This window comes from Methylobacterium sp. Leaf93, from assembly GCF_001422345.1.
Lineage (GTDB): Bacteria > Pseudomonadota > Alphaproteobacteria > Rhizobiales > Beijerinckiaceae > Methylobacterium > Methylobacterium bullatum.
In genome coordinates, this window is record NZ_LMMS01000001.1 from 265,073 (window position 1) to 286,967 (window position 21,895).

Here is a 21,895-nt window from a genome sequence, read left to right on the forward strand (position 1 = left end):
GGGATGCTCACAGGTTCAGACGAAACGCATGGCGAACGGACGCAAGGGACGCGGGCGGGAGGAACCGAACTTCGACGTGCCGGAAGGGCGCATCGGTGGGCGCGGCGACCTCAACCTGCGGCTCAGCGGCGACGATCGCGCCGGAGGTGGTGTGGGCATACGCGCGACGAGCAGCAACGGCCAGGGCGAAGCCCCCCGGCGCCCCTCGGCGCGGGCCAAGGCACCGGCCCGCAAGCCGCGCCGGCGCTCGTTCCTGGGCGGTCTCTTCTATGGCACCCTCGTACTCGGCCTGTGGGGGATCATCGCCATCGCAGGGCTGGTGGCCTACCACGCCTCGCAATTGCCGCCGATCGACCAGCTCGCCGTTCCGAAGCGTCCGCCCAACATCGCCATCCTGGCCAGCGACGGCTCGCTGCTCGCCAATCGCGGCGAGACCGGCGGACGGGTGGTGAGCATCGGCGAGTTGCCGCCCTATCTGCCGCGCGCCTTCGTGGCGATCGAGGACCGGCGCTTCTACAGCCACTTCGGCGTCGACCCGGTGGGCATCGCCCGCGCCGTGGCCCAGAACGTCACCCGCCGCGGCGTCTCGCAGGGCGGATCGACCCTGACGCAGCAGCTCGCCAAGAACCTGTTTCTGACGCCGGAACGCTCGGCCTCGCGAAAGATCCAGGAGGCGATTCTCGCCCTGTGGCTGGAGCATCGCTACACCAAGGACGAGATCCTCGAACTCTACCTGAACCGGGTCTATTTCGGCGCCGGCGCCTATGGCATCGAGGCCGCTGCCCAGCGTTACTTCGGCAAGCCCGCCAAGGCGGTGACGCTGGCGGAAGCCGCCATGCTCGGCGGCCTCGTCCAGGCGCCCTCGCGTCTCGCCCCCAACCGCAACCTGCCCGCCGCCCAGGCGCGGGCGGCCCAGGTTCTGGCGGCCATGGAGGAGCTCGGCTTCGCCAAGCCCGCCGAGGTGAAGCTGGCGCTGGCGACCCCGGCGCGGCCGGCGAGCAGCCGTGGCGGCGGCTCGGCCAATTACGTGGCCGATCTCGTCATGGACGTCCTCGACGACTTCCTGCCGAAGTTCGACACCGACATCGTCGTCACCACCACCGTCGACACCCGCCTTCAGGGCGCGGCCGAGAAGGCACTGGTGGACGAGCTGAACCAGAAGGGCTCGCGCTACAACGTCGCCCAGGGGGCCGTGGTCTCGATGAGGCCGGACGGCGCGATCCGGGCGCTCATCGGCGGGCGCGATTATTCCCAGAGCCAGTTCAACCGGGCCACCACCGCCAAGCGCCAACCGGGCTCCTCGTTCAAGCCCTTCGTCTACCTCGCCGCCGTAGAGCGCGGCCTGACCCCGGACACCGTGCGTGACGACGCGCCGATCAGTATCAAGGGCTGGAACCCGGAGAACTATTCGCGCGACTATCGCGGGCCGGTTCCCTTGCGCGAGGCGCTGGCGCTGTCGCTCAACACCGTGGCCGTGCGCCTCGGCCAGGAAGTCGGCCCGAAGGCGGTGGTGCAGGCGGCCCAGCGCCTGGGCATCTCCTCGCCGCTTCAGGCCAACGGCTCACTGGCGCTCGGCACCTCGGAAGTGACCCCGCTGGAAATGGTGGGCGCCTACGCCGCCTTCGCCAATGGCGGCACGGGCGTGAACCCCTACGTCATCGCCAACGTGAAGAGCACGACCGGCAAGGCGCTCTACCAGCGCAAGGACACCAATCTGGGCCGGGTGATGAATGCCGAGACCGTCTCGATGATGAACGCGATGATGCACGAGACCTTCGTCTCGGGCACCGCGAAGAAGGCCGAGGTTCCGGGCTGGGACCTCGCCGGCAAGACCGGCACCAGCCAGGATTTCCGCGATGCCTGGTTCATCGGCTACTCGTCGACCCTCGTCACCGGCGTCTGGCTCGGCAACGACGACGGGGAATCCACCAAGAAGGTCTCCGGCGGCAACCTCCCCGGCGAGATCTGGAAGACCTACATGACCGTGGCCCTCAAGGGCCAGACGCCGACGATGCTGCCGGGCGCCAACCATTGGCGCAACCGCGCACCGGCGGAGGTTCCCGCCACCACCGGCACCGCACCGGGAGGCCTCATCGGCGCCCTCCTCGGAGAGCCGCAATCCGCCGCCCCGCCGCCCCGCGTCGCCGCCAACCAGCGCGCCCGCGGGCCGAGCCAGGACGACCGGAATTTCCTGGAAAAGCTGTTCGGCGTGGGGGAATAGGCGCGGAAGAGACGCGCCTGCCGAAGGCGGGCTGGACCGTCTGAGTTCGGCAGGGCTCTACAAACCGGCGATGCCCTTCAGCGCGGCGTTGATCCGGTCCTGCCAGCCGGGACCGTCCTTCTGGAAATGCTCCAGCACGGCGCGGTCGAGGCGTAGGGACACCATCTCGCGGGCACCAGGCGGGCTGAGCGGCGCGGCGGGGGCACGCTCGACGGGTTTGGGAGTGTCGGGCGCCTTGGTGGTGGCGGCCTTGAAGGCGGCTTCCGCCGCCTGGCGGGGGTCGCTGGCGCGACGGGTCCGATCGAATGCCATGGGTCGGTTTCCTGGTAGGGCGTGTCGGCTCAACTCGCGGAGCGCTTGCGCTTGGGGGCCGGCGCAGGTGCTGCGGCCTTCGCCTCGGCCTCGGCGGCTTCCTTGGCGAGGCGCAGGGCGCGCAGCTTCACGGTGCGCTCGTCGATGGCTTTCACCGATTGCAGATGCTCCGCCATCGCCTGGGCGCCTTCCTTGGCCATCCGCTCGGCGCGCTCGGCACGCTCTTCGGACCGGGTCCTGGCGTCGGTTTCGTCGCTCATCGTCGTCCTTCCTGGCTCCCCTCGCCCCGCCGCCCGCGCATCGACCGCATCATTCGCCGGGGCGGGGGCGGCAGCGGCGGATGAACCGCTCGTGCCCGCTCTCGCGGCGCATCATGTCGACGATTGAGACGAGTGCCGGCGGACGTGAAATTCCGCGATCGGCAGCGAGGAAGGGTGATCCACACACCCTTCGCACGGGACCGGCTTCAGGCGGGATCGCCGGGACATAGCACGTCCGGGCACCAAAAAGCGAACCCTGGCAAGGACTCGCGGGGGTCGCGCAGGTAAATCCCGGTGGATGTCCCCGTCAAAACGCCGCGATGAGGACGATTCCGGCCACCATCAACGCGGCGCCCGCGATCCGTGCCTTGCCGGCGCGGTGCTTCGGCATCCCGAGCCAGCCGAAATGGTCGATGGCCAGCGACGTCAGCAGATTGGCGGTGATGAGCAGCCCGTTGAAGGCGCCGGCCCCCACCTTGTCGACGAAGAGCAGCCCGCCGAACACCGCCACCGCCCCGGCAATGCCGCCGAGAGGCGCCCACCACGGCATTCCCGCGAGATCGTCGCGGGTCGGGAGCGGGACCGGACGGATCGCCAGCATCGCGACGAAGACGAAGACGATGGGCAGGAACGAGACCGCCGCCGCGAGCCAGGGATTGACGAGCGCGCCGCGAAGCGCCGCGTTCATGGTGACGCCGATGGCCTGAAGGGCGCCGGCGACGAGGATGAAGGGATAGAACAGGGGGCCGGTCATGAGCGTGGGATCTCCATAGGTCCGACCTCAGAACCGGGCGATCAAGACGATGCCGGCCACCATCAGGCCGCCGCCGAGGAGGTGCAGCAGCCCCTGCGGGCTCGCCTGCATCCCGAGCCAGCCGAAATGATCGATGGCCAGGGAGGTCAGGATGTTGGCGGTGATGAGCAGCCCGTTGAACGGCCCGGCCCCGACCTTGTCGACGAAGGCGAGGCCGCCGAACACCGCCACCGCTCCGGCGAGCCCGCCCAACGGTGCCCACCACGGCATGCCGCCGAGCTGTTCCAGGCTGGGCAACGGCGTCGGCATCACCACGAACAGCGTGACGAAGACGAAGACGATGAGCGAGAACGAGACGGAGGCCGCCAGCCACGGATTGACCAGGGCCACACGCAGGCGCGCGTTCATGGAATTGCCCGCCGCCTGAAGCGCGCCGGCGACAAGGATGAAGGGATAGAGCAGGGCCGCGTTCATGTCGGATCGTCCTCGGAATGGGGATCAGGGCAGGAGGAGCAGGCCGGCTAGGGCCAGGATCAGGGCCGGAGGCATCACCAGCAGGCCGAGCTTGAGGAAGCGCCAGAAGCCGACATCCTCCCCTTCGCGGCGGATGGCGGTGAGCCACAGGATGGTGGCGAGCGATCCAGTCACCGACAGGTTGGGACCGAGATCGATGCCGATGAGGATCGCCCCGGCGACCTTCTCGGAGACGTCGGCCTGCTGGACGGCCGCCCCCGCGATCAGGCCGGCCGGCAGGTTGTTGACGAGGTTGGAGAGCACCGCCATCAGGGTTCCGCCGCCCCAGGCCGCGGCATCGGGCGAGGCTTGCGCCGCCCGCTTGAGGTGATCGGCGAGCAGGGTCAGGACACCGGTCTTCTCCAGGGCCTCCACCAGCACGAACAGTCCGGCCACCAGGGGCAGCACGCCCCAGGACACGTCCTTGACGACCTCCACCGCTCCGCCCCGCTTGATCGCAAGGACGAGGAGCGTGGTGGCGAGGCCGGCGACGAAGGTCGGCAGGCCGAGTTCGAGATCGTAGGCCGAGGCGGCGATGAGAGCCCCGGCGGTGGCGACGATGCCGAGGCCGGCGACCTTGCCCGTGCCCGAGAGCGGCGTCGCCTCGACGTCCTTTGCGAGCAATTGCCGCCGGAGCACGGAGTTCTGGGTCAGGCGCAGGACGATGTAGGTGGCGAGGATGGCCAGGACCGAAGGCAGCGCGAAGCGCGCGAGCCATTCGGTCAGCGGCGGCATGTGCGCGGCGTAGACGACGAGATTGGCCGGGTTCGAGATCGGCAGTACGAAGCTCGCCGCGTTGGCGATGAAGGCGCAGATGAAGAGGTAGGGCAGCGGCTCGGCCTCCGCCGCCTTGGCTGCGGCATAGACCGCCGGGGTCAGCACGACGGCGCAGGCATCGTTGGAGAGGAACACCGTGACCACGGTGCCGACGAGGTAGACCAGCAGGAACAGGCGCGTCGCCGACCCCCTGGCCTGTCGCACGGCGATGCCGGCGAGCCAATCGAACAGGCCCTCCTTCCTGGCGATCTCGGCCAGCAGCATCATGCCGACGAGGAACAGGTAGACATCCGTCCCCTTGCGCACGCCGTCCCAGGCCGCTTCCGGCGAGATCAGGCCCAGCACCAGCAGCGCCCCGGCTCCGAGCACGGCCCAGACCGCCTCCGGCCAGGCGAAGGGCCGGGTGATGACCCCGATTGTCGCCAGTCCGGCGATGATCCAGGTCGCCAGATGCGGCGTCACGGGGAGTGCGAACATGGGCGGGCGAAATCCTGTCAGGGTCGAGGGAGCGGCGTGACGACTACCAGTGCCGGCCGTTCCGATTGGGTCCAAGCTGGGTACCGAGGAGGCCCTTCTCGGGCCAGGCGCCGATGGAATCCGCGTCGCTGCCGATCCCCTTTGAGACCGGCAAGCGGGACCGGTCGGTGGCGGGCTCCACGACGTCCTGTCCCGTGCCCCCGGCCGCGTCCGAGGCCCGCACGGTGAGGCGGCGCGCCGCCGCGTCCCAGGGGATCGACGCACAGTAACGCCGGTCGCCGTCGGCGCGGGTCATCGCCTGCCACGGCCCGCCATCGACGCTGACCTCGCAAGCGGTGACGGCGGAGGCGCCGAGGACGAGCGCGCGCACCTCCACCGTGTCGCGCACCCGGTGCCAGTCGTCATGGGCGAGGCGCCGGTCAGCGGGGGCGGTGACGAGGACGAAGGGCCAGGGTTCGACCAGCTCCTTGAAGCGCCAGCTGACGACGCCGCCATCGATCGCGGCGATGGCATAGCCGACCGGCCCTTCCTCGACCTGCCCGGTGGAGCGCGTGGCCGCGAAGATGGTGCGGCCGTCATTGGCGAGCTCGTTGTAATGGGTGTGGCCCATTTCGACGAGGCGCACGCGCGACCGCGAGACGAGATTGCCGACGCGGGCGGCCTCGCCCTCGCCTTTCAGGTCTGCGGGGTAGCTGTGCATGAACAGGGCGCAGTCGAGACCGTCGCGCTCGGCCAGCTGGATCTCGCCTTCGAGCCAGGCGAGCTGTGCGTCGCCCAGGCAGAAATCCGGACCGCCGGTTCCCGGCCCGCACATGTCGAGGAAGAGGCAGCGAATGCCGGAGATGTCGGTGGCGTAGGGAAGTGGCCGTGCGCCGAGGCCGGCATGGAAGGCGTCGAGGCTGCCGCTCTCCATGTCGTGGTCTCCCGTGACGACATGGACGGGAAGCGAAAGGCCGGCCAGGCCCTGGCGGACGAGGGCATATTGCTCGGGCAGGCCGTTCTCGGCGTTGTCGCCGGGCAGGTACGCGAAATCGAGCCCCTCGACCGCGTTGAGTTGCGCGACGATGGCGAGGAAATCGCGGGCGTTCTGGAGATGCTCCTCGGTGAGGTGCAGGTCGCCGATATGGGCGAAGGCGAGGATGTCGTCCCGTCCGCTCGCGGGCTGTGTCACAGTGGGCTGTGTCATGGCATGTCTCCAGTGCCGCCCCGCCTGGTCCCGGCGGGGCGTCGGACGGAACCGGATTTGTCTCGGGGGCCTGAACGGAGGGTACGGTGCTTGACCGCCGGCTTTGTCAGGCGATGGCGGTGGCCATCGGCTTCGAGGCCGTTTTCGGCGGCTCGAACCCGTAGGTCTCCGGCATGGCCACGAGGTAGAGGACGAACCCCGCCGCCGCGATGCCGGCCAGGACCAGGAACGCCGTCGAATAGCCCGCCGACACGATGATGAGACCGGCCAGGGTCGCCGAGAACGACGCGCCGAGCCCCTGCGTCGTCGCGACCGCCCCCTGCGAGACGTTGAACCGGCCGGTGCCCCGGGTCAGGTCGGCGACGACGATGGGGAAGAGCGCGCCGTAGATGCCGGCTCCGATCCCGTCGAGGAGTTGCACGGCAACGAGGTAGAAGGGGTTGTCCGAGAAGGTGTAGAGCACGCCCCGGATGGCGAGCACGCCAAAGGCCACGAGGAAGATCGGCTTGCGCCCGATCGCATCGGCCTTGGCGCCGACAAAGACCGCCACCGGCACCATGACGAACTGCGCGGCCACGATGCAGACCGAAATGAGCGAGGTCGCGCTCTCCTTGCCGGACAGCTTGGTCAGTAACTGGCCCACCGATGTGAGCATCGCCGCATTGGAAAGGTGGAAGATCGCGGCCAGCAGGGCGAACAGCATCAGGGTGCGGTTCTGCAGCAGGGCCTTGATCCCGGAGGCCTGTTCGCCGCCCTCGCCCGCCGTCTCGTCGAGGCCGCGGGCGAGGTCGTCGTCGATGTCCTTGGCCGGCACCATCAGCATGGCCCCGACGCTCAGCACCGCGAGCACGGCCATGAGCCAGAACACCACGATGGGTCCGAAGAAATAAGCCGTCGAGCCGGCGATGGCCGCCGAGACCGCGTTGCCCGCATGGTTGAAGCCCTCGTTGCGGCCGATGCGCTTGGAAAACATCTTCGGCCCCACCACGCCGAGGGTGATCGCGGCGAGCGCCGGCGGAAAGACTGCACCAGCGATGCCGGCGACGGACTGGGTCGCGGCCACCAAATAGAAATTCGTCACGAAGGGAAGGAGCAGGCAGCTCGCCGTGACCGCCAGCGCCCCGGCGATGACGATGGCGCGCTTATGGTTGGTCCGGTCGATCAAGGCCCCGGCCGGCGTCTGCGCGATCAGTCCGGCAATACCGGCGATCGTCATGATCATGCCGGTCGTCGCCTCGTTCCAGCCCTGGTCGGGACCGCGCACGGCGATGAGGTAGATGGCGAGGTAGGGGCCGAGCCCGTCACGGACGTCGGCGAGGAAGAAGTTGAGGGCGTCGAGCCCGCGCAGCGTCCGCTGCGACGGGGCGCGACTCCGATCCTGGTCGGCGGCGGGCACGCTCGTCATCCGATCGATCTTTCGAAGCATGTCATCAAGGGGACCGATCGGCGCGTGTCACTGGCTCGGGAGCCAAGGCCTCGGGTCGATCGGAGCGGCAAACCCCGGCCCGAAATGAAGGTTCCTCAGCGGGGATTAAATTCTGCGTGAGCGCCAAAGTCTCGGCACGGCAGACAAGATCAGCAGTGTATTCCGCATGTGGAATACTCGGCCTCTAGACCGCGATCCGCTTTTCTTTCCGGATTCCAACGTCGTCGTGGACATGGACGTCGAAGGTCTCCCCGTCCCGGATGCCGCGAATCTCGAAATGCCTGAGCTTGCGGAGCGGCGGTCCTTCGACGCGGTAGCCGGCATCCCGGACGAGGCGCACCGCCGCATCCGGATCGCCCTTGCCGTGCCCCTTCTCCGGCCGCGCGATGATATGGACCGTACCGTCGGCGAGGACGAGGCGGGACACCTTGATCTCGCAGGGCGTGACCTCGCCCTCGACGGTGACGGCGTCTCCGACCCTCGGCATCCCTTCCGACACCGCTTTGGGACCGAGATCGGCGAGACTCCTCGTGCCGTTCCCCTCCAGCGCGAGGCGATGGCCGAAGACGGCCCAGACGATTCCAGTAGTGGTCGCGGTCTTTGGCATTTTGGTCGATCCTGATGATGGAGCAGGCCGGAAGCCCTCCCCCGGAGGTCCGAGGGAGGGGAATGTCATCGTCAGAAGCTGCGCTTCTCGCGGATGTCGCCGTCGAACCCGACATGGAGCAGGCGCTCGCGCCCGTCCTGGCCCTTGGCCGCCATGTCGAGATGGCGCGGACCGCGCCCGGTGACGCGGATGTCGGAATAGCCGGCCGCCTCGACCTTCGCGGTGAGCGCGGGTGCATCGATTTCGGGGCCGAGGCCGACCTTGTCCTTCGCCCAGTCGAGGCCACCGGGCTTCGGGCCGCGCGCCGGACCGAGCACCACCGTCTTGCCATCGGCCCGGGTGAGGAGGGTGGCGTGGAGGAAGCCGTTCTCGAAGCGGCCCTGCACGGTGACTGCCTCACCCTTGGTGACGAGCGTGCCGCCCTCGCCCTGCTTGCCGGTCTCGACCAGGGCGCGGCCGGAGCCGTCCTGCAGGATGAACTTGTTGCCGAAGATTTCCGCGACGTCGCCCTTGGCGGCGATGGCTCCGGAGGGCGTGAGTTGCGCGATGGTGACCGGCGCGACGGGGGTGAGGGTCACGCCGGAATTCTGCGCCAGGGAAAGGCCGACGGCTCCGAAAGCGAGGGGGGCGGCGATGGCGCCGACGATCCAGCCGCGGCGCGAGCGGCGCGGGGCGGCGGGGCTCGGCAGCTCGGTGGCGGTTCCGTCGATGGTTGTCTCGGTCGTCATGGTGTCGATGTCCTGGAAAAGCGGATCCCCTCTCGGGTTGACGCCGTTCTAGGCTCGCCCCTCCAACCCGATCTGAACCGCGCGGTTCAGCCCCGGTTAAAGCGCGGCGCGTAGGCGCCGGGGCTGCCCCTGCATCCCCAAGGATACGGATTCTGATGAAGCTCCTTCTGGTGGAGGACGATGCGGTGCTCGCCGCCGAGATCGCCAAGGCCTTGCGCGCCGAGAACTTCGCCCTCGACCACGCGGTCAACGGCGAGGACGGCCAGCATCTCGGCGAAACGGAGACCTACGACGCCGTGGTGCTCGATCTCGGCCTGCCCAAGCGCGACGGCGTCTCGGTGCTCCAAGCCTGGCGGGCCGCCGGGCGGACCGTGCCGGTGCTGATCCTCACGGCGCGGGATGGCTGGAGCGACAAGGTCGCGGGCTTCAAGGCGGGGGCGGACGATTACCTCGTCAAGCCGTTCCGGGTGGAGGAGCTCGTCATCCGCCTGCGTGCCCTGGTGCGCCGCGCCTCGGCGCACGGGGCCAACCGGATCGTCTGCGGGCCTCTCACCTACGATGCCGGCCTCGGCACGTTCGAGCGGGATGGCCTGCCCCTGAAACTGACCGGGCTCGAATGGCGGGTGCTCTCCTGCCTGATCCTGCGCAAGGACGGGGTGGTGCCCCGTGGCCAGCTGATCGAGCGGGTCTATGACGGCGACGCGGAGGTCGATTCGAACTCGGTGGAGGTCATCATCACGCGCCTGCGCCGCAAGATCGCGCCGGCCCGGATCGAGGGCGTGCGCGGCCACGGCTACCAGCTCCTGCCGGGGGAGGCGCCATGACCCCGCCGCGACCTCCCCACGGACCGACGCCCCACGGGCCGCCCCATGCGCATCGCGGCTCCCTGCAGCGGCGCCTGATCCTCGCCGCCCTCGTCCTCGTCACCGTCGCCCTCGTTGTGGCGGGAATCGCCATCGGCTTCATCCTGCACCGCTTCGTGCGCGGCCAGCTCGACAGCCGCCTCGACAGCCAGATCGTCGCCATCGCCTCCAGCCTGGAACGGGACCGCGACGGCCGCCTCGCCCTCGGGCGCAACCTCGACGGGCCGCCCTTCGACCGCGACCGAGCGGGCTGGTCCTGGCAGGTCCGGCAGGGCGACTCGGTCCTGCGCTCCGCCTCCCTGGAAGGCCGCGACCTCACCGTCCCCGAAGATGACCGCCCGGATGGCGGGGGCCGCTACCGCGACCGCCCACGCCCGGCCGACGCTGTCGATCCCTGGGGCAACCCCGTGATCCTGCGCATCCTCGCCCTGCCGGATGCGGCGGGGATCGGCCCGGCGACGATTGCCGCTGCCGCGCCCATGGCGGCCCTGCGCGGCCCCGTCCGCGAGGCGAGCCTCACCCTGGCGCTGATCCTCGCCGTGCTCGGCCTCTGCCTCCTCGCCGGCCTCGTGGTGCAGGTGCGCCTGGGGCTCCGACCGCTGGAACGCCTGCGCCGGGACCTCGCCGAGGTGCGCGCCGGCAAGCGCGCACAGGTGCCGGAGACGCAGCCGGCGGAGATCCGCCCCCTGGTCCGCGAGGTGAACGCGCTGCTGGGCGAAAACGCGGCGAATCTCGAACGGGCGCGCACCCATGTGGCCAACCTCGCCCACGGATTGAAGACGCCGCTCGCGACCCTGACCATGGCGCTTCGGGATGGGGAGCGCGACCCCGGCGGCCGGCTGACAACCCTGGTCTCGGGCATGGATGGGCAGATCCGCCATCATCTGCGCCGCGCCCGCACGGCGGCCCTGGGCGGGGCCACCCGGGAGAGGACGGCGTTGGAGGTGCCCGTGGCCGATCTCCGCTCCACCTTCGCGCGACTCTACGCGGAGAAGGGCATCGCCTTCACCGTAGAGGTGGCGGGCGGCATCGCGGTGGCCTGCGACGGCCAGGACGTCGACGAGATGCTCGGCAACCTCATCGACAATGCCTGCCGCTGGTGCCGGGCGCGGGTTCGGATCGCTGCCGCGCTCAACGAACGGGGCGTCACCGTCACGGTCGAGGATGACGGGCCGGGCCTCGACGCGGACGCGGCCGCCGGGGTTCTCGGGCGCGGCAAACGCCTGGACGAGACCGTGCCCGGCCACGGGTTCGGCCTGTCGATCACCACGGAACTGGCCGAACTCTATGGCGGCACGCTTCGTCTCGACCGCGGAAGCTTCCATGGTCTTCGCGCGCGGCTCGATTTGCCAACGTAATTTGCCGACGTGAACTTGCCGGCCCGACTCGAAACGGCAGCGTTAACCGCACGGATTCTTTAAACCGCTGGCGCACCTTGATCGGGACGGAGCGGGCGGCATATCCCCTGCTGTGAAGGGTTGTCCCGCTCCGCATGCGCCTCGCCTTCGTCTCGGGATGGCACGATGGGGACACAGGGCGGAGGACAGGTGGCCCATTCGGGCTCGGGCGGGAGGTTCTGGATGTCTGAGATCCACCACGACGTCATCGTCATCGGAGCAGGCCTCGCTGGGACTACCGCGACCATTGCGCTCACCAGGGCCGGTTACGACGCGGCGATCATCGACACTCACGCGGTCTATCCCCCCGATTTCCGGGCGGAGAAGCTCGGCGTGCCGCAGATGGACCTGTTCGAGAAGCTCGGCTTCGGCGAACTGGCGCGGGCCGTGACGACGCCGGTGGACGAGGTCTGCGTCACGCGCTTCGGCCATCTGGTCTCGCGCCATGCCGTGCGCGAATACGGCGTCCATTACACGCCCCTCATCAACGACCTGCGCGGCGCCCTGCCCGCCTCCTCGCCCCTGGTGATCGGGCGCGTGGCGGAGATCGAGACCGGCCCGGAACGGCAGACGGTCACCCTTGCCGATGGCAGCGTGCGCACCGCGCGGCTGGTTCTTCTGGCCACCGGCCTTGGCGACGTGCTCCGGCGCAAGGTCGGCATCGGCAGGACCATGATCAGCGAGAAGCATTCCCTGTGCTTCGGCTTCGACATGGCGGCCCCGCCCTCGTCCTTCGGCTTTGAATCCCTCACCTATTACGGCGAGAGCGCGGACACGTCGGTGGCCTATGTCACGCTCTTTCCCATCGGCGCGACGATGCGGGCCAATCTCTTCGTCTACCGCGCGCTCTCCGATCCATGGGTGAAGGAGTTCCGCAAATCGCCCGAGGCGTTGATGAGGCAGGCTATGCCCGGCCTCGCCCGCATTTGCCCGGACCTCACCGTCACGGGCCCCGTGGAGATGCGCCCCATCGACGTCGTCCAGGCGGCCGATGCGGAACGCGACGGGGTCGTGCTCCTGGGAGACGCCTTCCTGACCCCCTGCCCGATCCCCGGGACCGGGATCGGAAAGGTGCTCACCGATGTCGACCGGCTCTGTTCCGAGCACCTCCCGCGCTGGTTCGCCACCCCGGGAATGAGCAAGGACAAGATCGCCGAATTCTACGCCGACCCGATCAAGCAGACCTCCGACCGGCAATGCCTTCAGGCGAGCCTCTATGCCCGCCAGATCACGGTCGGCAGCGGTGCGGTATGGACCCTGCGGCGCCTGCGCAACCGCGTCGGCCGCTACGGCCTGCACGCCCTCCACCTGCTGCGCACGGCCTTCGCAAAGCCGCGCGGACCGACGATCGGGCGCACCAAGACCGTCTGAGCCGGGCTATCGTCCCCTGCGCCAGCGGGGGGAGCGGGCCGAGCCGTCGATGAACTCGAAGGCCGAGGTGCGGTTGAGTGTGTGGAGACGGGTGCCCGGAAAGAGCGGGCCCGAGCGCAGGATCGTCTCCACGGTCTGCGCGTAACCCTCGTCGTCGAGGCGGTCGATCCGCGCCAGCGCCAGGGCCTCGCCATAACCCAGACGGCAATCCTGGACCGGGCGGATCAAGACCCCATCCCGCTCGACGATGCGTCCCGCCGGCCGCGCGGAGGCGATGTCGATGAGGACCGGATTGCGGGCGTGCGGCGTCCAGGGGCCACGAAAATCCGGCGCCGACCAGAGATGCAGGCTGTCGTGGTAGGAGCCGAGCCCCGTCCCTCCGCCGACATCGGCGGCCTGATCGCGCACCGTCGCGAACATCCACCAGCGGCCGTCTCGCTCCAGCAGGGTCGGATCGCTGGCGGTGATGCCGCTGAGCAGCGTCGCTTCCTTGACCCAGCCGCCTGGAAAGGCCGAGGCCCGGTAGAGATCGACCGTGCCGTTGGCGCAGCTCTCCGGGATCATCCAGAACGACCCGTCGCGCTCGAACACGAACGGGTAGGATAGGTGATACGGCTCCTCCAGCACCGGGACCGGCGTTCCGACCGGGCCATTCCCATCGAAGGCCACAGCCGAGATCAGCGCCTTGCCCGTCGCGTGCGGGAAGTCCTCGACGAAGAGGATGGTACGGCCCTCGTGCTCGATCCCGAACGGATCGGCGTAGAAGCGCAGGCCGTCATCCGCCAGGTCACGCCAGCCGGACGAGGGATGCGCACGCAGATCCACGAGATCGGGGCCGGCCAGCCGGCGCCAGCCGACGCGCCAGTGCGGGGCGCGGTAGCAAAGATAATAGAGGCGGCGGATGACGAGCCGCGCCGCCATCTTCGCGGCGCGGGTGCCGATCGTCTTCACGGTCAGGGCGGGCGCCCCGGGCGACACCGGGACGCCGTCCCAGAGAAGCGGCCGGGCGCCCGACAGCGCGCCGACGATGAGCGTGATGCTGCGGATCAGCCCATCCTCGAACGCGGTGAGCATGGTGCCGCGATCCTCGGCGCCGAAGCGCCCGGAGGCGATGATCCTGCCATCCGTGGAAAGGGCCGCCACGGGAGAGCGGCCGGCGAGAAGCGCGGCGAGAAGCGCGCCCTCGCCCGCCACCCCGTCGAAGCCCAGGCGCCAGACCGGAAGGTCCGGGCCACCCTTCGCATCGCCGCAGAGATCGAGGATGCAGGACGCCCCCGCCGTGGGTTCGGGATAAGCAGCGAATGCGCTCCTCGGGACGGGGGCGGACAGACCGCCGAGGGACAGCCGGTTCAGCAGAGCTTCCAGGCGGAACAGCAGCGCGGCATTGTCCGGCAGCCCCCCCGGCCCCGGCGAGCGGTCGACCTCAACGTCCAGCCCGGGAAGTGCTGCGAGCCGTTCCAGAAGGCGGAGATGCCAGCGGCGGGGAGCACGTCCATCCAGCCTCAGTCGCAGGCGCATCGTCGTCGGTCCCCGGACAGTCGAAAGCCGAGGCCGCAAGCCACCGGATGGCGGGATCGGTCCGACGCAGGACGCCCTCCATGTCTTCCCGCTACACCATCACGATTGAGAAACCCTTCACTGCCCTGGGCATAAGCACCGGCGGCGGAATTACTTTAATGACTCGCTAACCATGCCCCGCACGAAGGGGGCCGAGATCGGGAAAATCTCCGGGTGTTGGTGAATCGTCAGTAAAGTCGGATCATGCCTGTATCCGAAGGACGGGCTGTATCCCGGCCACGGCCCGAGCATCCGATGGCACAGATCGACAGACATATCGCGGCGGCGGATTGGATCGGTCGATCCAGCATCGACCGGCCGCCCTCCTCCGAGCCCGACAAGAGCGCCGAGATCGGCGATCTCTGGCGCATCCTCACCGTGCGCCGGGCCTGGGTGCTCGGAACCGCCGCGCTGCTCACTTTCATCGCGGTGGCCTACGGCTTCCTCGCGCCGCCGCTCTACGCGGCCACCGCCCAGATCCTCATCGACCCGCGTGACAAGCAGATCGTCACCAACGACGTCAATCCCGTCGCCATGGCGCCGGATGGCGGCGTGATGCAGGTGGAGAGCCAGGCGCGAGTGATCGAATCGGATTCGGTCCTGACCCGTGCGGCCCGCGATGCCGGTTTGCTCGACGACCCGGATTTCGGCGGCGTGGGCACCGGCTTCCTCAGCTGGACCCTGCGCACCTTCCAGGGCGAAGGCGCCGCCCCCGCCACCGATGCCGCCGCCGAGGCCCGAGCCGTCCGCGCCCTGCGGCGCAGGCTCGCGGTAAAGCGCGCCGACAAGGTCTTCGTGGTGGATGTCGTGGTCACCGCGGGCAACCCGGACAAGGCGGCCAGGATCGTCAACGCCATCGCCGCCGCCTACCTCAAGGACCAGACTTCCGCCCGCGCCGACGCGGCCTCGCGGGCCTCGTCCGAGATGGCGTCGCGCCTCGACGACCTGCGCAAGCGCGTCAACGTTGCCGAGAACAAGGTCGAGAAGTTCAAGGCCGAGAACGGGTTGATCACGGCGAGCGGCCAGCTCATCAGCGAGCAGCAACTGGCCGAGAGCAACAACCGCATCGTGGCCGCCCGCGCCCGCACGGCGGAGGCGCGCACCCGGCTGCAGCAGATCAAGGACGCACGCGGAAGTACTGCGTTCGGACCGGACACGGCCCCGGAGGCGATCCAGTCCGCGGTGATCGAGCGCTTGCGCAGCCAATATGCGGAACTCGCGAGCAAGGAGGCGGATTTGCGCACTCAGCTCGGCAACCGCCACCCCTTTATCGAGGCGGTGCGGACACAGATGCAGGACGTCAAGCGCCTGACCGAGACGGAGCTGACCCGCATCGCCCGCTCGGCCGAGACGGATTACCAGCGCGCCGTCGCCAACGAGAAAGCGCTGACCGCGAATCTCGACGAGCTGAAGCGGGGCTCCATCGTCACCGGCGAAGCCTCCGTGCGCCTGCGTGAGCTCGAACGTGAGGTGGATACCAGCCGGGCCGTCTACAGCAACTTCCTCAATCGCTCGCGTGAGATTCAGGAACAGACCGGCATCGACACCACCAATGCCCGCGTCATCAGCTGGGCCCGTCCGCCCGCCGAGCGGAGCTGGCCCCTGCGCCTCCTCCTGTTCGTCGGCGGCCTCGTCAGCGGCCTCGGCCTCGGGGCCGGCCTCGCCTTCGTGCGCGAATATCTCGATCCCACCGTCCTGTCCCGGCGCCAGATGGAGCGGCTCTCGCACACGTCCGTGGTCGCCACCTATCCGGAGTTCAAGGCGGGAAGCGAGCGTCCGGCCAGTGTCGCCGCGAGCCTGACCCTCGACCGGCTGGCCAGCGTGCGCGGCCAGATCCACCCGCCGGGCCAGGCGTTGAGCGTGCTCGTCACCTCGGCGGCCTCGGATACGACGGACCGGCGCTCGACGATCCATCTCCTGGCGGCGGTGGCGACGGCGCGCGGCGAGCGCGTGCTCGTGGTCGAGGCGGACCTCGAAGCGACGCCCGAGCAGAGCGCCTCCGGCCCCGGCCTCATCGAGGTCCTGCGCGGCGAGGTCGGGATGGCGGCGGCGGCCAAGGCGGATGCGGAGAGCGGTGCGGCGCGGATCGGCATCGGCGATCTCGCCAAGGCCTCGCGCGAGGCCCTGAGCCGGGCCAATATCGAGCAGTTCCTCGCAGCCGCCAAATCGAGCTTCGACCTCATCCTCATCGATGGCGGCGTGCTCACCGGCAACCTGCGGATCGGCCCCCTGGCCTCGGCAAGCGACCGGCTCCTGATCGTGGCGAAGAACGGCGCCACGCGCCAACGCGACCTCCTCGATATCCTCGACATCTCGGAAGTGCTCGGCCGGCCGGTCTCAGGCAGCCTCTTCGTCGATCGCTACGCGGCGGCGGCATGACGGGCGGGCCATGAGGAGCGCGGTCCACTCCCCGGCCCAACGACGGAAGGAAGCCGGAGCGGCGTCGCGCAGTCCGATGCCGTTCGGCCTGATCGCCCTCACCGTGCTGATCCTCGGCGTGTCGGGCGGCATGCTGTGGAATGTCGGCATCAATTACGACGGGCTCACCGGCGCGGCGCCGCAGAAGATCCATCCCTCGACCTATCTGGTCATCGTCCTGTTCGGCTGGGCCGCCCTCAGGTCCGGCAACCCGGCGGGGTATCTCGTTTATGCCGTGCAGGTGCGGCCGGCAGGAATGCTGCTGGCCGCGTGCAGCATCGGGCTGTTCCTGCACATCGTCCTGCGCAGCGGCCCCGGCATGGCGGGGGCGCTGGACACGTTCCTGCTGCCGGGCCTCTTCGTGGTCCTGCTGGCCGACCGCGACGCGCTCACCTGGAGGCGCCTCGAACTGACGGTGCATGCGGTGCTGCTGGTCAACGCCCTGCTCGGCCTCACGGAATTCGCGACGAAGACCCTGTTCTTCCCATACCGGCTCGACGGGCAGGTCTTCGCAACCGATACGCGCTCGGCCGCACTTCAGGGACACCCCCTCGGCAACGCCACCCTCACGGCCTGCTACGTCCTCGCCCTCATCGGGGGAGGCGGACGCATGACGGTTCCGCAACGGCTCGCGATGATCGGGCTGCAGCTCGCCGCTCTCGTCGCCTTCGGCGGGCGCTCGGCCATGGTGGTGACGCTGATCTTCGGCGGCGGCTACGGCCTTTTCGCCCTGCACAAGGTGCTGAGCGCGGGCCGGATCCCACTCCTGGCCGCGGCGGCGGGAATCTTCCTGTTCACCCTCGTGCCCCTCGGCATCGGCGGCCTCGCGGCCGGCGGGTTCTTCGACGCGCTGCTCAGCCGGTTCATGGCGGATGGCGGCAGCGCCAATGCCCGCGTTGAAATGCTCGACCTCGTCGCCAGCATCCCCTTCCGCGAATTGCTCGTCGGGCCGGATATGAGCCTCGTGGATTCGCTACGGCGCGTGAGCGGGCTCGAATGGGGCATCGAGAATCCTATCGTCCGGACCCTCGTCTACCAAGGCATCTTCATGACGGTGCTGCTCACCGTCGCGGTGACGCTCTACATGATCGAGCTGGTCCGCCATTGCCGCCCCGGCACGTTCCTGCCCGTGATCGCCTTCGTCATCCTGGTGAACACCTTCGAGGGGATCGGCGCCAAGACCACGCTGCTCGCCAAGTTCGCCATCCTGCTTCTCGGCCTGTTCCACGCGGTCAGCGATCGTCCGCCGGGACGCGCAGACCGAGGGCGGTGACGATGGCCGGATCGAACCGCTTGGTTGCATCGTCCATCAGGCCCATCCCGTCGAACAGGTTCCAGAACGCCCAGGGGAAGCCCTCGGCCTCGGCCGCCTCCCGCACGTCGCGAACGTAGCGCGCCCGGTCCTCCGCATGGGAGGCGACGTAGCGCGCATCGCTGCGCAGGGCCCCGAACTCCCCGAGCACGATATTCGCCGGCGCGATGCCGTGGCCGCGGCCCCATTCGCCCACCATGGCGAGGTGGCGGGCGAGGTAGCCCTTATCGGGCTGGGCGGCGAAATACTCGCCGAGCTTGGCCTCGGTCAGGGTGTAGGCGTCATGCTTCGCCTCAGCCGACAGGCCGGCATCACCCGCCATCCTGGCCTTCACGGCGGCCAGCGTCGACTCGAGGCGACCGGCGGAGGCCGGCCACGGCACCGAGTTGAGCGCGCGGTAGACCGGTTCCCGCATCCAGGGCGCCCCCTGATGGCTGAACAGGTAGGGCTCGTAATAGTGGAAGGTGAACAGCAGCGGCGCGAAACGGGCCAGCGGCCTGGGGTCGAGGGCGGTGAGCCCGGTGATCATGCTGCCGCAAGCGCCGCAGGCCACCAGGGTCAGGCGTGGCGCGACCCGGCGGGCCTCGCCGAGGAGGTCGTCCTGAATCGTCAGCCACGATGCCGCGCCGCATCCCTGAGGCGGTTCGTTGACGGGCTCCAGTGCCAGCCGGTCCGGGGTAATCCCCTCCAGCATGCGGGCGAGGTCGGAGACGAAGCGGCGATAGGCGGGAAACAGCGGCGCACCGGGATCGCCGTAGAAATTCTGCGGGTTCCAGTGATGGGTCGCGCCATTGGCCTGCACGTTGACCAGGACCGCGAGGTCCGCGCGCAGCGCCGCCTCCACCGCGGCCTTGAGGTCGCGCATGAGGCGCTCGTGCTCCTCCGGCGCGGCGGCGGCGAAGGGGCCGGGATCGACGGGCAGGCGCAGGAAATCGAACCCGGCGGCGCGCAGACGGGCGAGGTCGCGGCCGGTCGGGACGGGCCGGCCCTCCTGGAACGGCGGCGTCCCATAATCCGTGCGGGGGGCCGGAAATTCCCGCGTCAGGGAGAACCAGGGCCAGGTGTTGACGCCGCGCCTCAGGCGGAGCGGCGCCGGGGCGGCGGCGGCCGGAACCCGTGCCGCCGCCCATGCCGCGGCCGCGAGGACCGCCCTGCGCGTGGGCGCTGGCCTCACGAAGCGCGATCTCGGCTCTGGCCTCCCATCGCCATCGGGGCCGGGGGGAGATGGGCGGACGAGGTGCCGGAGTGCTTCGACTCCTGGCCCGCCGGCGCGGCGAAGCCCCCGAGCGCCATCGCCTCGGCCTCGTACTGCTTCAGGATCTCCGACCATTCGAAGCGGTCGGCGGCACGGGCCAGCGAGGCGACACCCGCCCTCCTTGCCGCGCCATCGTCCGCGATCAGTGTTTCGATGTGCCGCTCGCAGGCATCCGCATCGGCGAAGTAGAACTGCTCCTCGCCCGCCGTCCCCCGGTTGAACGGATTGTCGTGGGCGATCACCGCGTTGCCGGCCCACAAAGCCTCCACCAGGGACGGGTTGGTGCCGCCCACCGTATGCCCGTGCAGATAGGCCCGCGCATGGAAGCGCAGGGATCTGATCGTCTCGGATTCGTAGATGGCGCCGGGAAAGAGGACCTCGTCGCTGGCCGCCTCCCTCACCGCGCGATGATAGGCATTGCTGTCGGAGAGCGTACCGAGGACCACGAGCCGCATGCCCCGCACCTTGCGCGAGAAGGCATCGACCATGGTGAGGATGTTGTTGTCGGGCTCGATCCGGGCAATCGAGGTCATGTACCGCCCCGGCTTCAGGCCCATGGCCTCGATGGGCGCGGTCGGCGCCGCCGAGATCGGATCGCCGCCATACGGGATGGTGGCGATGGCGGATCGCGGACGGCGCGTGGCCACATGGTCGGCGATGGCGGGGTGGTCCGCCACGAGGCGGTGCGAAGCCCAGGCGGCGATCCATTCATTGGTCCAGAACCAGGCGCGCACCGCCATGGACCATTTCGGCCGCTTCCACTCGATGCCGTCCATATTGGTGATGATCTTCGCGCCGGAGAGGCGCAAATACGGCAGGAAGACCGCCCCGTTATAGCCGAGGACGAGGCTGACGCCGCCCCGCCTGGCGGCATCGCGCACGCAATGCCAGTCGAAATCCAGGGTCGCCCGCGGGCCGCTGGTGGAGACGGCCACATGGATGAGCTCGACGCCTTGCCAGGTGGACGTGCGGAAACGCTCGCTCACCGCCTCGACCTCGTCCTGGCAATAGACCGCCACATGCCAGCCGCGCTTCACGAGAAAGAGCGCGAGCTTCTCGGCGAAGGTTTCAAAGCCGCCATGGGATGCGGGAATGCCACGCGTCCCCAGGATCAGCAGAGAGGGCTTGTGCGACGGCATCCGAGTCTCCTTTAGCCCCTAAGCGTCCCGCAACGGGACACGAGAAACATCTCCAGGCAACCATGCCCCATGATTACACTGGGTGAGGTTCTTGCCCGGTAACGATTGGAAACATCGTGGCATGTCATCTTGGGGCAGTTCAGGTTGGGATTAGGGTCGAGTCGGCATGCGCATCACCTGCGTCCACCAGGGATACGAACTCTACGGGTCCGACCGCAGCTTCGTTGAGAGCGTGCGGATCTTTCGCGCGGCTTATCCCACCGCCGTCATCGACGTCGTCCTGCCCCGCACCGGCCCCATCGTGGGCGCCCTCGAAGGCGTTGCTTCGCGGATCGTCTTCGAGCCGCTCTGGATTCTCCGGCGCCGCGACCTGCCGCGCCTCGCCACCCTCGGGCTACTGACGCTGCCGGTGGCGATGCTGCGCGCCTGGCGGCGGCTGCGCGCGAGCGACCTCGTCTACATCAACACCTCCGTGGTGGCTGATTATCTCCTGGCCGCCCGGTTCTGCCCCGGTCGTGCCATCGTGCATGTCCACGAGATCCCGCAGGGTGCTACCCTGAAGCTGCTGCGCGGGCTGATCCGCTGGAGCTGGGCCGACATCGTGTTCAACTCCCGCGCCACCGCGAAGGCTTTCTCGCTGACCTCCAAGGTCGCCATGCGGGTGGTCTATAACGGTATCGCGGGGCCCGAGACGCCACCGGCCTCGACCTATGACGGCTCGCGTCCCCTGCGCCTGCTGATGCTGGGCCGGATCAGCCGCATCAAGGGCCAGGAGATCCTGGTCGAGGCGATCCGCTCGCTGCCGCCGGAGGTGCGCGCGCGGCTCGACGTGCGCATCGTCGGCAGCGCCTTCGAGGATACGGAACGCGAGGAAGCGCTCGGCCGCCAGATCGCCGATGCGGGGCTCGGCTCGATCATCCGCCTGTCCCCCTTCGTCGACGATCCATCCGATCTCTATCGCTGGGCGGACGTGGTCACGGTGCCGTCGCGCCTGCCGGAATCCCTCGGCCGCGTGGCGATCGAGGCCATGGCCTATGGCCGCCCCCCCGTCGTGTCCCGCATCGGCGGGCTGACGGAGGTGGTCGAGGAGGGGTCGAGCGGCTGGGTCGTCACGCCCGACGATGCGCAGAGCCTGGCTTCCGCCCTGAAGGGGATCGTCACCGACCCGACTTCCTGGCAGGCGTTCCCGGCGGCCGCCCGCGCCCGCTACGCGGCCCTGTTCGGGGAGGAAGCCGCCGCGGAAGGGCTGGTTGCGATGATCAGTGCCCGCATCGGCGGGCGCGCGGGCGCCGATGCCAGCGCCGTCGCGGCGAGCTGAATCG

The 21,895-nt window shown here is 69.3% G+C and carries 17 protein-coding genes and 1 pseudogene; 7 read left to right on the top strand and 11 right to left on the bottom strand.

What is annotated here, in order from left to right:
• Positions 1-28: 28 nt before the first annotated feature.
• Positions 29-2,221: a PBP1A family penicillin-binding protein gene (locus ASF26_RS01205; protein WP_056248363.1), complete on the top strand. Its 2,193-nt coding sequence runs from the start codon at positions 29-31 to the stop codon at positions 2,219-2,221.
• A 57-nt stretch (positions 2,222-2,278) separates the two neighbouring features.
• On the opposite strand, the gene ASF26_RS01210 is transcribed toward ASF26_RS01205, so the two are convergent.
• The 8 genes and pseudogenes from ASF26_RS01210 to ASF26_RS01250 all read right to left on the bottom strand — a co-directional run bounded on the left by ASF26_RS01210 (position 2,279) and on the right by ASF26_RS01250 (position 9,261).
• Entirely contained in the window at positions 2,279-2,533 is a 255-nt protein-coding gene (locus ASF26_RS01210) for a BrnA antitoxin family protein (protein WP_056147723.1), read from the bottom strand.
• 29 nt (positions 2,534-2,562) lie between these two features.
• Positions 2,563-2,793 (bottom strand): hypothetical protein, encoded by a 231-nt coding sequence (locus ASF26_RS01215; RefSeq protein WP_056248366.1) that lies wholly within the window; start codon positions 2,791-2,793, stop codon positions 2,563-2,565.
• A 307-nt stretch (positions 2,794-3,100) separates the two neighbouring features.
• Positions 3,101-4,021 (bottom strand): annotated as a pseudogene (locus ASF26_RS23725) (DMT family transporter).
• A gap of 24 nt (positions 4,022-4,045) precedes the next feature.
• A complete protein-coding gene (locus ASF26_RS01230; protein WP_056248374.1) occupies positions 4,046-5,314 on the bottom strand; it encodes an arsenic transporter in 1,269 nt (422 codons plus the stop codon).
• A 43-nt stretch (positions 5,315-5,357) separates the two neighbouring features.
• Positions 5,358-6,500: a metallophosphoesterase gene (locus tag ASF26_RS01235; protein WP_056248377.1), complete on the bottom strand. Its 1,143-nt coding sequence runs from the start codon at positions 6,498-6,500 to the stop codon at positions 5,358-5,360.
• A gap of 106 nt (positions 6,501-6,606) precedes the next feature.
• Positions 6,607-7,905 carry an MFS transporter gene (locus ASF26_RS01240; RefSeq protein WP_056249705.1) on the bottom strand — a complete coding sequence of 433 codons (1,299 nt, stop codon included), beginning with the start codon at positions 7,903-7,905 and terminating at the stop codon, positions 6,607-6,609.
• A 205-nt stretch (positions 7,906-8,110) separates the two neighbouring features.
• Positions 8,111-8,533 carry a hypothetical protein gene (locus ASF26_RS01245; protein ID WP_056248382.1) on the bottom strand — a complete coding sequence of 141 codons (423 nt, stop codon included), beginning with the start codon at positions 8,531-8,533 and terminating at the stop codon, positions 8,111-8,113.
• Positions 8,534-8,604: 71 nt separating this feature from the next.
• Complete coding sequence (locus ASF26_RS01250; RefSeq protein ID WP_056248384.1) at positions 8,605-9,261, bottom strand: hypothetical protein; 657 nt, start codon at positions 9,259-9,261, stop codon at positions 8,605-8,607.
• A 155-nt stretch (positions 9,262-9,416) separates the two neighbouring features.
• On the opposite strand from ASF26_RS01250, the gene ASF26_RS01255 reads away from it, so the two are divergent.
• The 3 genes from ASF26_RS01255 to ASF26_RS01265 all read left to right on the top strand — a co-directional run bounded on the left by ASF26_RS01255 (position 9,417) and on the right by ASF26_RS01265 (position 12,892).
• Complete coding sequence (locus ASF26_RS01255) at positions 9,417-10,085, top strand: response regulator transcription factor (protein ID WP_056248389.1); 669 nt, start codon at positions 9,417-9,419, stop codon at positions 10,083-10,085.
• Positions 10,082-11,482, top strand: coding sequence for an ATP-binding protein (locus ASF26_RS01260; protein WP_056248393.1), 1,401 nt, complete (start codon positions 10,082-10,084; stop codon positions 11,480-11,482). Before ASF26_RS01255 ends, ASF26_RS01260 begins: the two co-directional genes overlap by 4 nt.
• A gap of 222 nt (positions 11,483-11,704) precedes the next feature.
• Positions 11,705-12,892: an NAD(P)/FAD-dependent oxidoreductase gene (locus ASF26_RS01265; protein ID WP_056249708.1), complete on the top strand. Its 1,188-nt coding sequence runs from the start codon at positions 11,705-11,707 to the stop codon at positions 12,890-12,892.
• A gap of 6 nt (positions 12,893-12,898) precedes the next feature.
• On the opposite strand, the gene ASF26_RS01270 is transcribed toward ASF26_RS01265, so the two are convergent.
• A complete protein-coding gene (locus ASF26_RS01270; RefSeq protein WP_056248396.1) occupies positions 12,899-14,410 on the bottom strand; it encodes a hypothetical protein in 1,512 nt (503 codons plus the stop codon).
• A 294-nt stretch (positions 14,411-14,704) separates the two neighbouring features.
• Here ASF26_RS01270 and ASF26_RS01275 point away from each other — a divergent pair, with 294 nt between their 5' ends.
• Both ASF26_RS01275 and ASF26_RS01280 read left to right on the top strand, forming a co-directional pair.
• Complete coding sequence (locus ASF26_RS01275; RefSeq protein WP_056248400.1) at positions 14,705-16,828, top strand: exopolysaccharide transport family protein; 2,124 nt, start codon at positions 14,705-14,707, stop codon at positions 16,826-16,828.
• Positions 16,829-16,904: 76 nt separating this feature from the next.
• Positions 16,905-18,140, top strand: a complete 1,236-nt coding sequence (locus tag ASF26_RS01280; RefSeq protein ID WP_056248402.1) for a VpsF family polysaccharide biosynthesis protein — start codon at positions 16,905-16,907, stop codon at positions 18,138-18,140.
• Here ASF26_RS01280 and ASF26_RS01285 read toward each other — a convergent pair.
• Both ASF26_RS01285 and ASF26_RS01290 read right to left on the bottom strand, forming a co-directional pair.
• Positions 18,100-19,353, bottom strand: coding sequence for a cellulase family glycosylhydrolase (locus tag ASF26_RS01285; protein WP_056248406.1), 1,254 nt, complete (start codon positions 19,351-19,353; stop codon positions 18,100-18,102). The two genes, ASF26_RS01280 and ASF26_RS01285, sit on opposite strands and share 41 nt — an antisense overlap.
• Positions 19,350-20,573: a DUF1972 domain-containing protein gene (locus ASF26_RS01290; RefSeq protein WP_056248409.1), complete on the bottom strand. Its 1,224-nt coding sequence runs from the start codon at positions 20,571-20,573 to the stop codon at positions 19,350-19,352. The genes ASF26_RS01285 and ASF26_RS01290 overlap by 4 nt, the downstream gene beginning before the upstream one ends.
• A gap of 166 nt (positions 20,574-20,739) precedes the next feature.
• Here ASF26_RS01290 and ASF26_RS01295 point away from each other — a divergent pair, with 166 nt between their 5' ends.
• Positions 20,740-21,891 carry a glycosyltransferase gene (locus ASF26_RS01295; RefSeq protein ID WP_056248410.1) on the top strand — a complete coding sequence of 384 codons (1,152 nt, stop codon included), beginning with the start codon at positions 20,740-20,742 and terminating at the stop codon, positions 21,889-21,891.
• The last annotated feature ends 4 nt before the right edge of the window (positions 21,892-21,895 follow it).

What these genes read in the sequence shown, in the direction of transcription:
- ASF26_RS01205 (WP_056248363.1), top strand. Translation starts at nt 29, where the DNA reads ATGGCGAACGGACGCAAGGGACGCGGGCGGGAGGAACCGAACTTCGAC.
- ASF26_RS01210 (WP_056147723.1), bottom strand. Translation starts at nt 2,533, where the DNA reads ATGGCATTCGATCGGACCCGTCGCGCCAGCGACCCCCGCCAGGCGGCG.
- ASF26_RS01215 (WP_056248366.1), bottom strand. Translation starts at nt 2,793, where the DNA reads ATGAGCGACGAAACCGACGCCAGGACCCGGTCCGAAGAGCGTGCCGAG.
- ASF26_RS01230 (WP_056248374.1), bottom strand. Translation starts at nt 5,314, where the DNA reads ATGTTCGCACTCCCCGTGACGCCGCATCTGGCGACCTGGATCATCGCC.
- ASF26_RS01235 (WP_056248377.1), bottom strand. Translation starts at nt 6,500, where the DNA reads ATGACACAGCCCACTGTGACACAGCCCGCGAGCGGACGGGACGACATC.
- ASF26_RS01240 (WP_056249705.1), bottom strand. Translation starts at nt 7,905, where the DNA reads ATGACGAGCGTGCCCGCCGCCGACCAGGATCGGAGTCGCGCCCCGTCG.
- ASF26_RS01245 (WP_056248382.1), bottom strand. Translation starts at nt 8,533, where the DNA reads ATGCCAAAGACCGCGACCACTACTGGAATCGTCTGGGCCGTCTTCGGC.
- ASF26_RS01250 (WP_056248384.1), bottom strand. Translation starts at nt 9,261, where the DNA reads ATGACGACCGAGACAACCATCGACGGAACCGCCACCGAGCTGCCGAGC.
- ASF26_RS01255 (WP_056248389.1), top strand. Translation starts at nt 9,417, where the DNA reads ATGAAGCTCCTTCTGGTGGAGGACGATGCGGTGCTCGCCGCCGAGATC.
- ASF26_RS01260 (WP_056248393.1), top strand. Translation starts at nt 10,082, where the DNA reads ATGACCCCGCCGCGACCTCCCCACGGACCGACGCCCCACGGGCCGCCC.
- ASF26_RS01265 (WP_056249708.1), top strand. Translation starts at nt 11,705, where the DNA reads ATGTCTGAGATCCACCACGACGTCATCGTCATCGGAGCAGGCCTCGCT.
- ASF26_RS01270 (WP_056248396.1), bottom strand. Translation starts at nt 14,410, where the DNA reads ATGCGCCTGCGACTGAGGCTGGATGGACGTGCTCCCCGCCGCTGGCAT.
- ASF26_RS01275 (WP_056248400.1), top strand. Translation starts at nt 14,705, where the DNA reads ATGGCACAGATCGACAGACATATCGCGGCGGCGGATTGGATCGGTCGA.
- ASF26_RS01280 (WP_056248402.1), top strand. Translation starts at nt 16,905, where the DNA reads ATGCCGTTCGGCCTGATCGCCCTCACCGTGCTGATCCTCGGCGTGTCG.
- ASF26_RS01290 (WP_056248409.1), bottom strand. Translation starts at nt 20,573, where the DNA reads ATGCCGTCGCACAAGCCCTCTCTGCTGATCCTGGGGACGCGTGGCATT.
- ASF26_RS01295 (WP_056248410.1), top strand. Translation starts at nt 20,740, where the DNA reads ATGCGCATCACCTGCGTCCACCAGGGATACGAACTCTACGGGTCCGAC.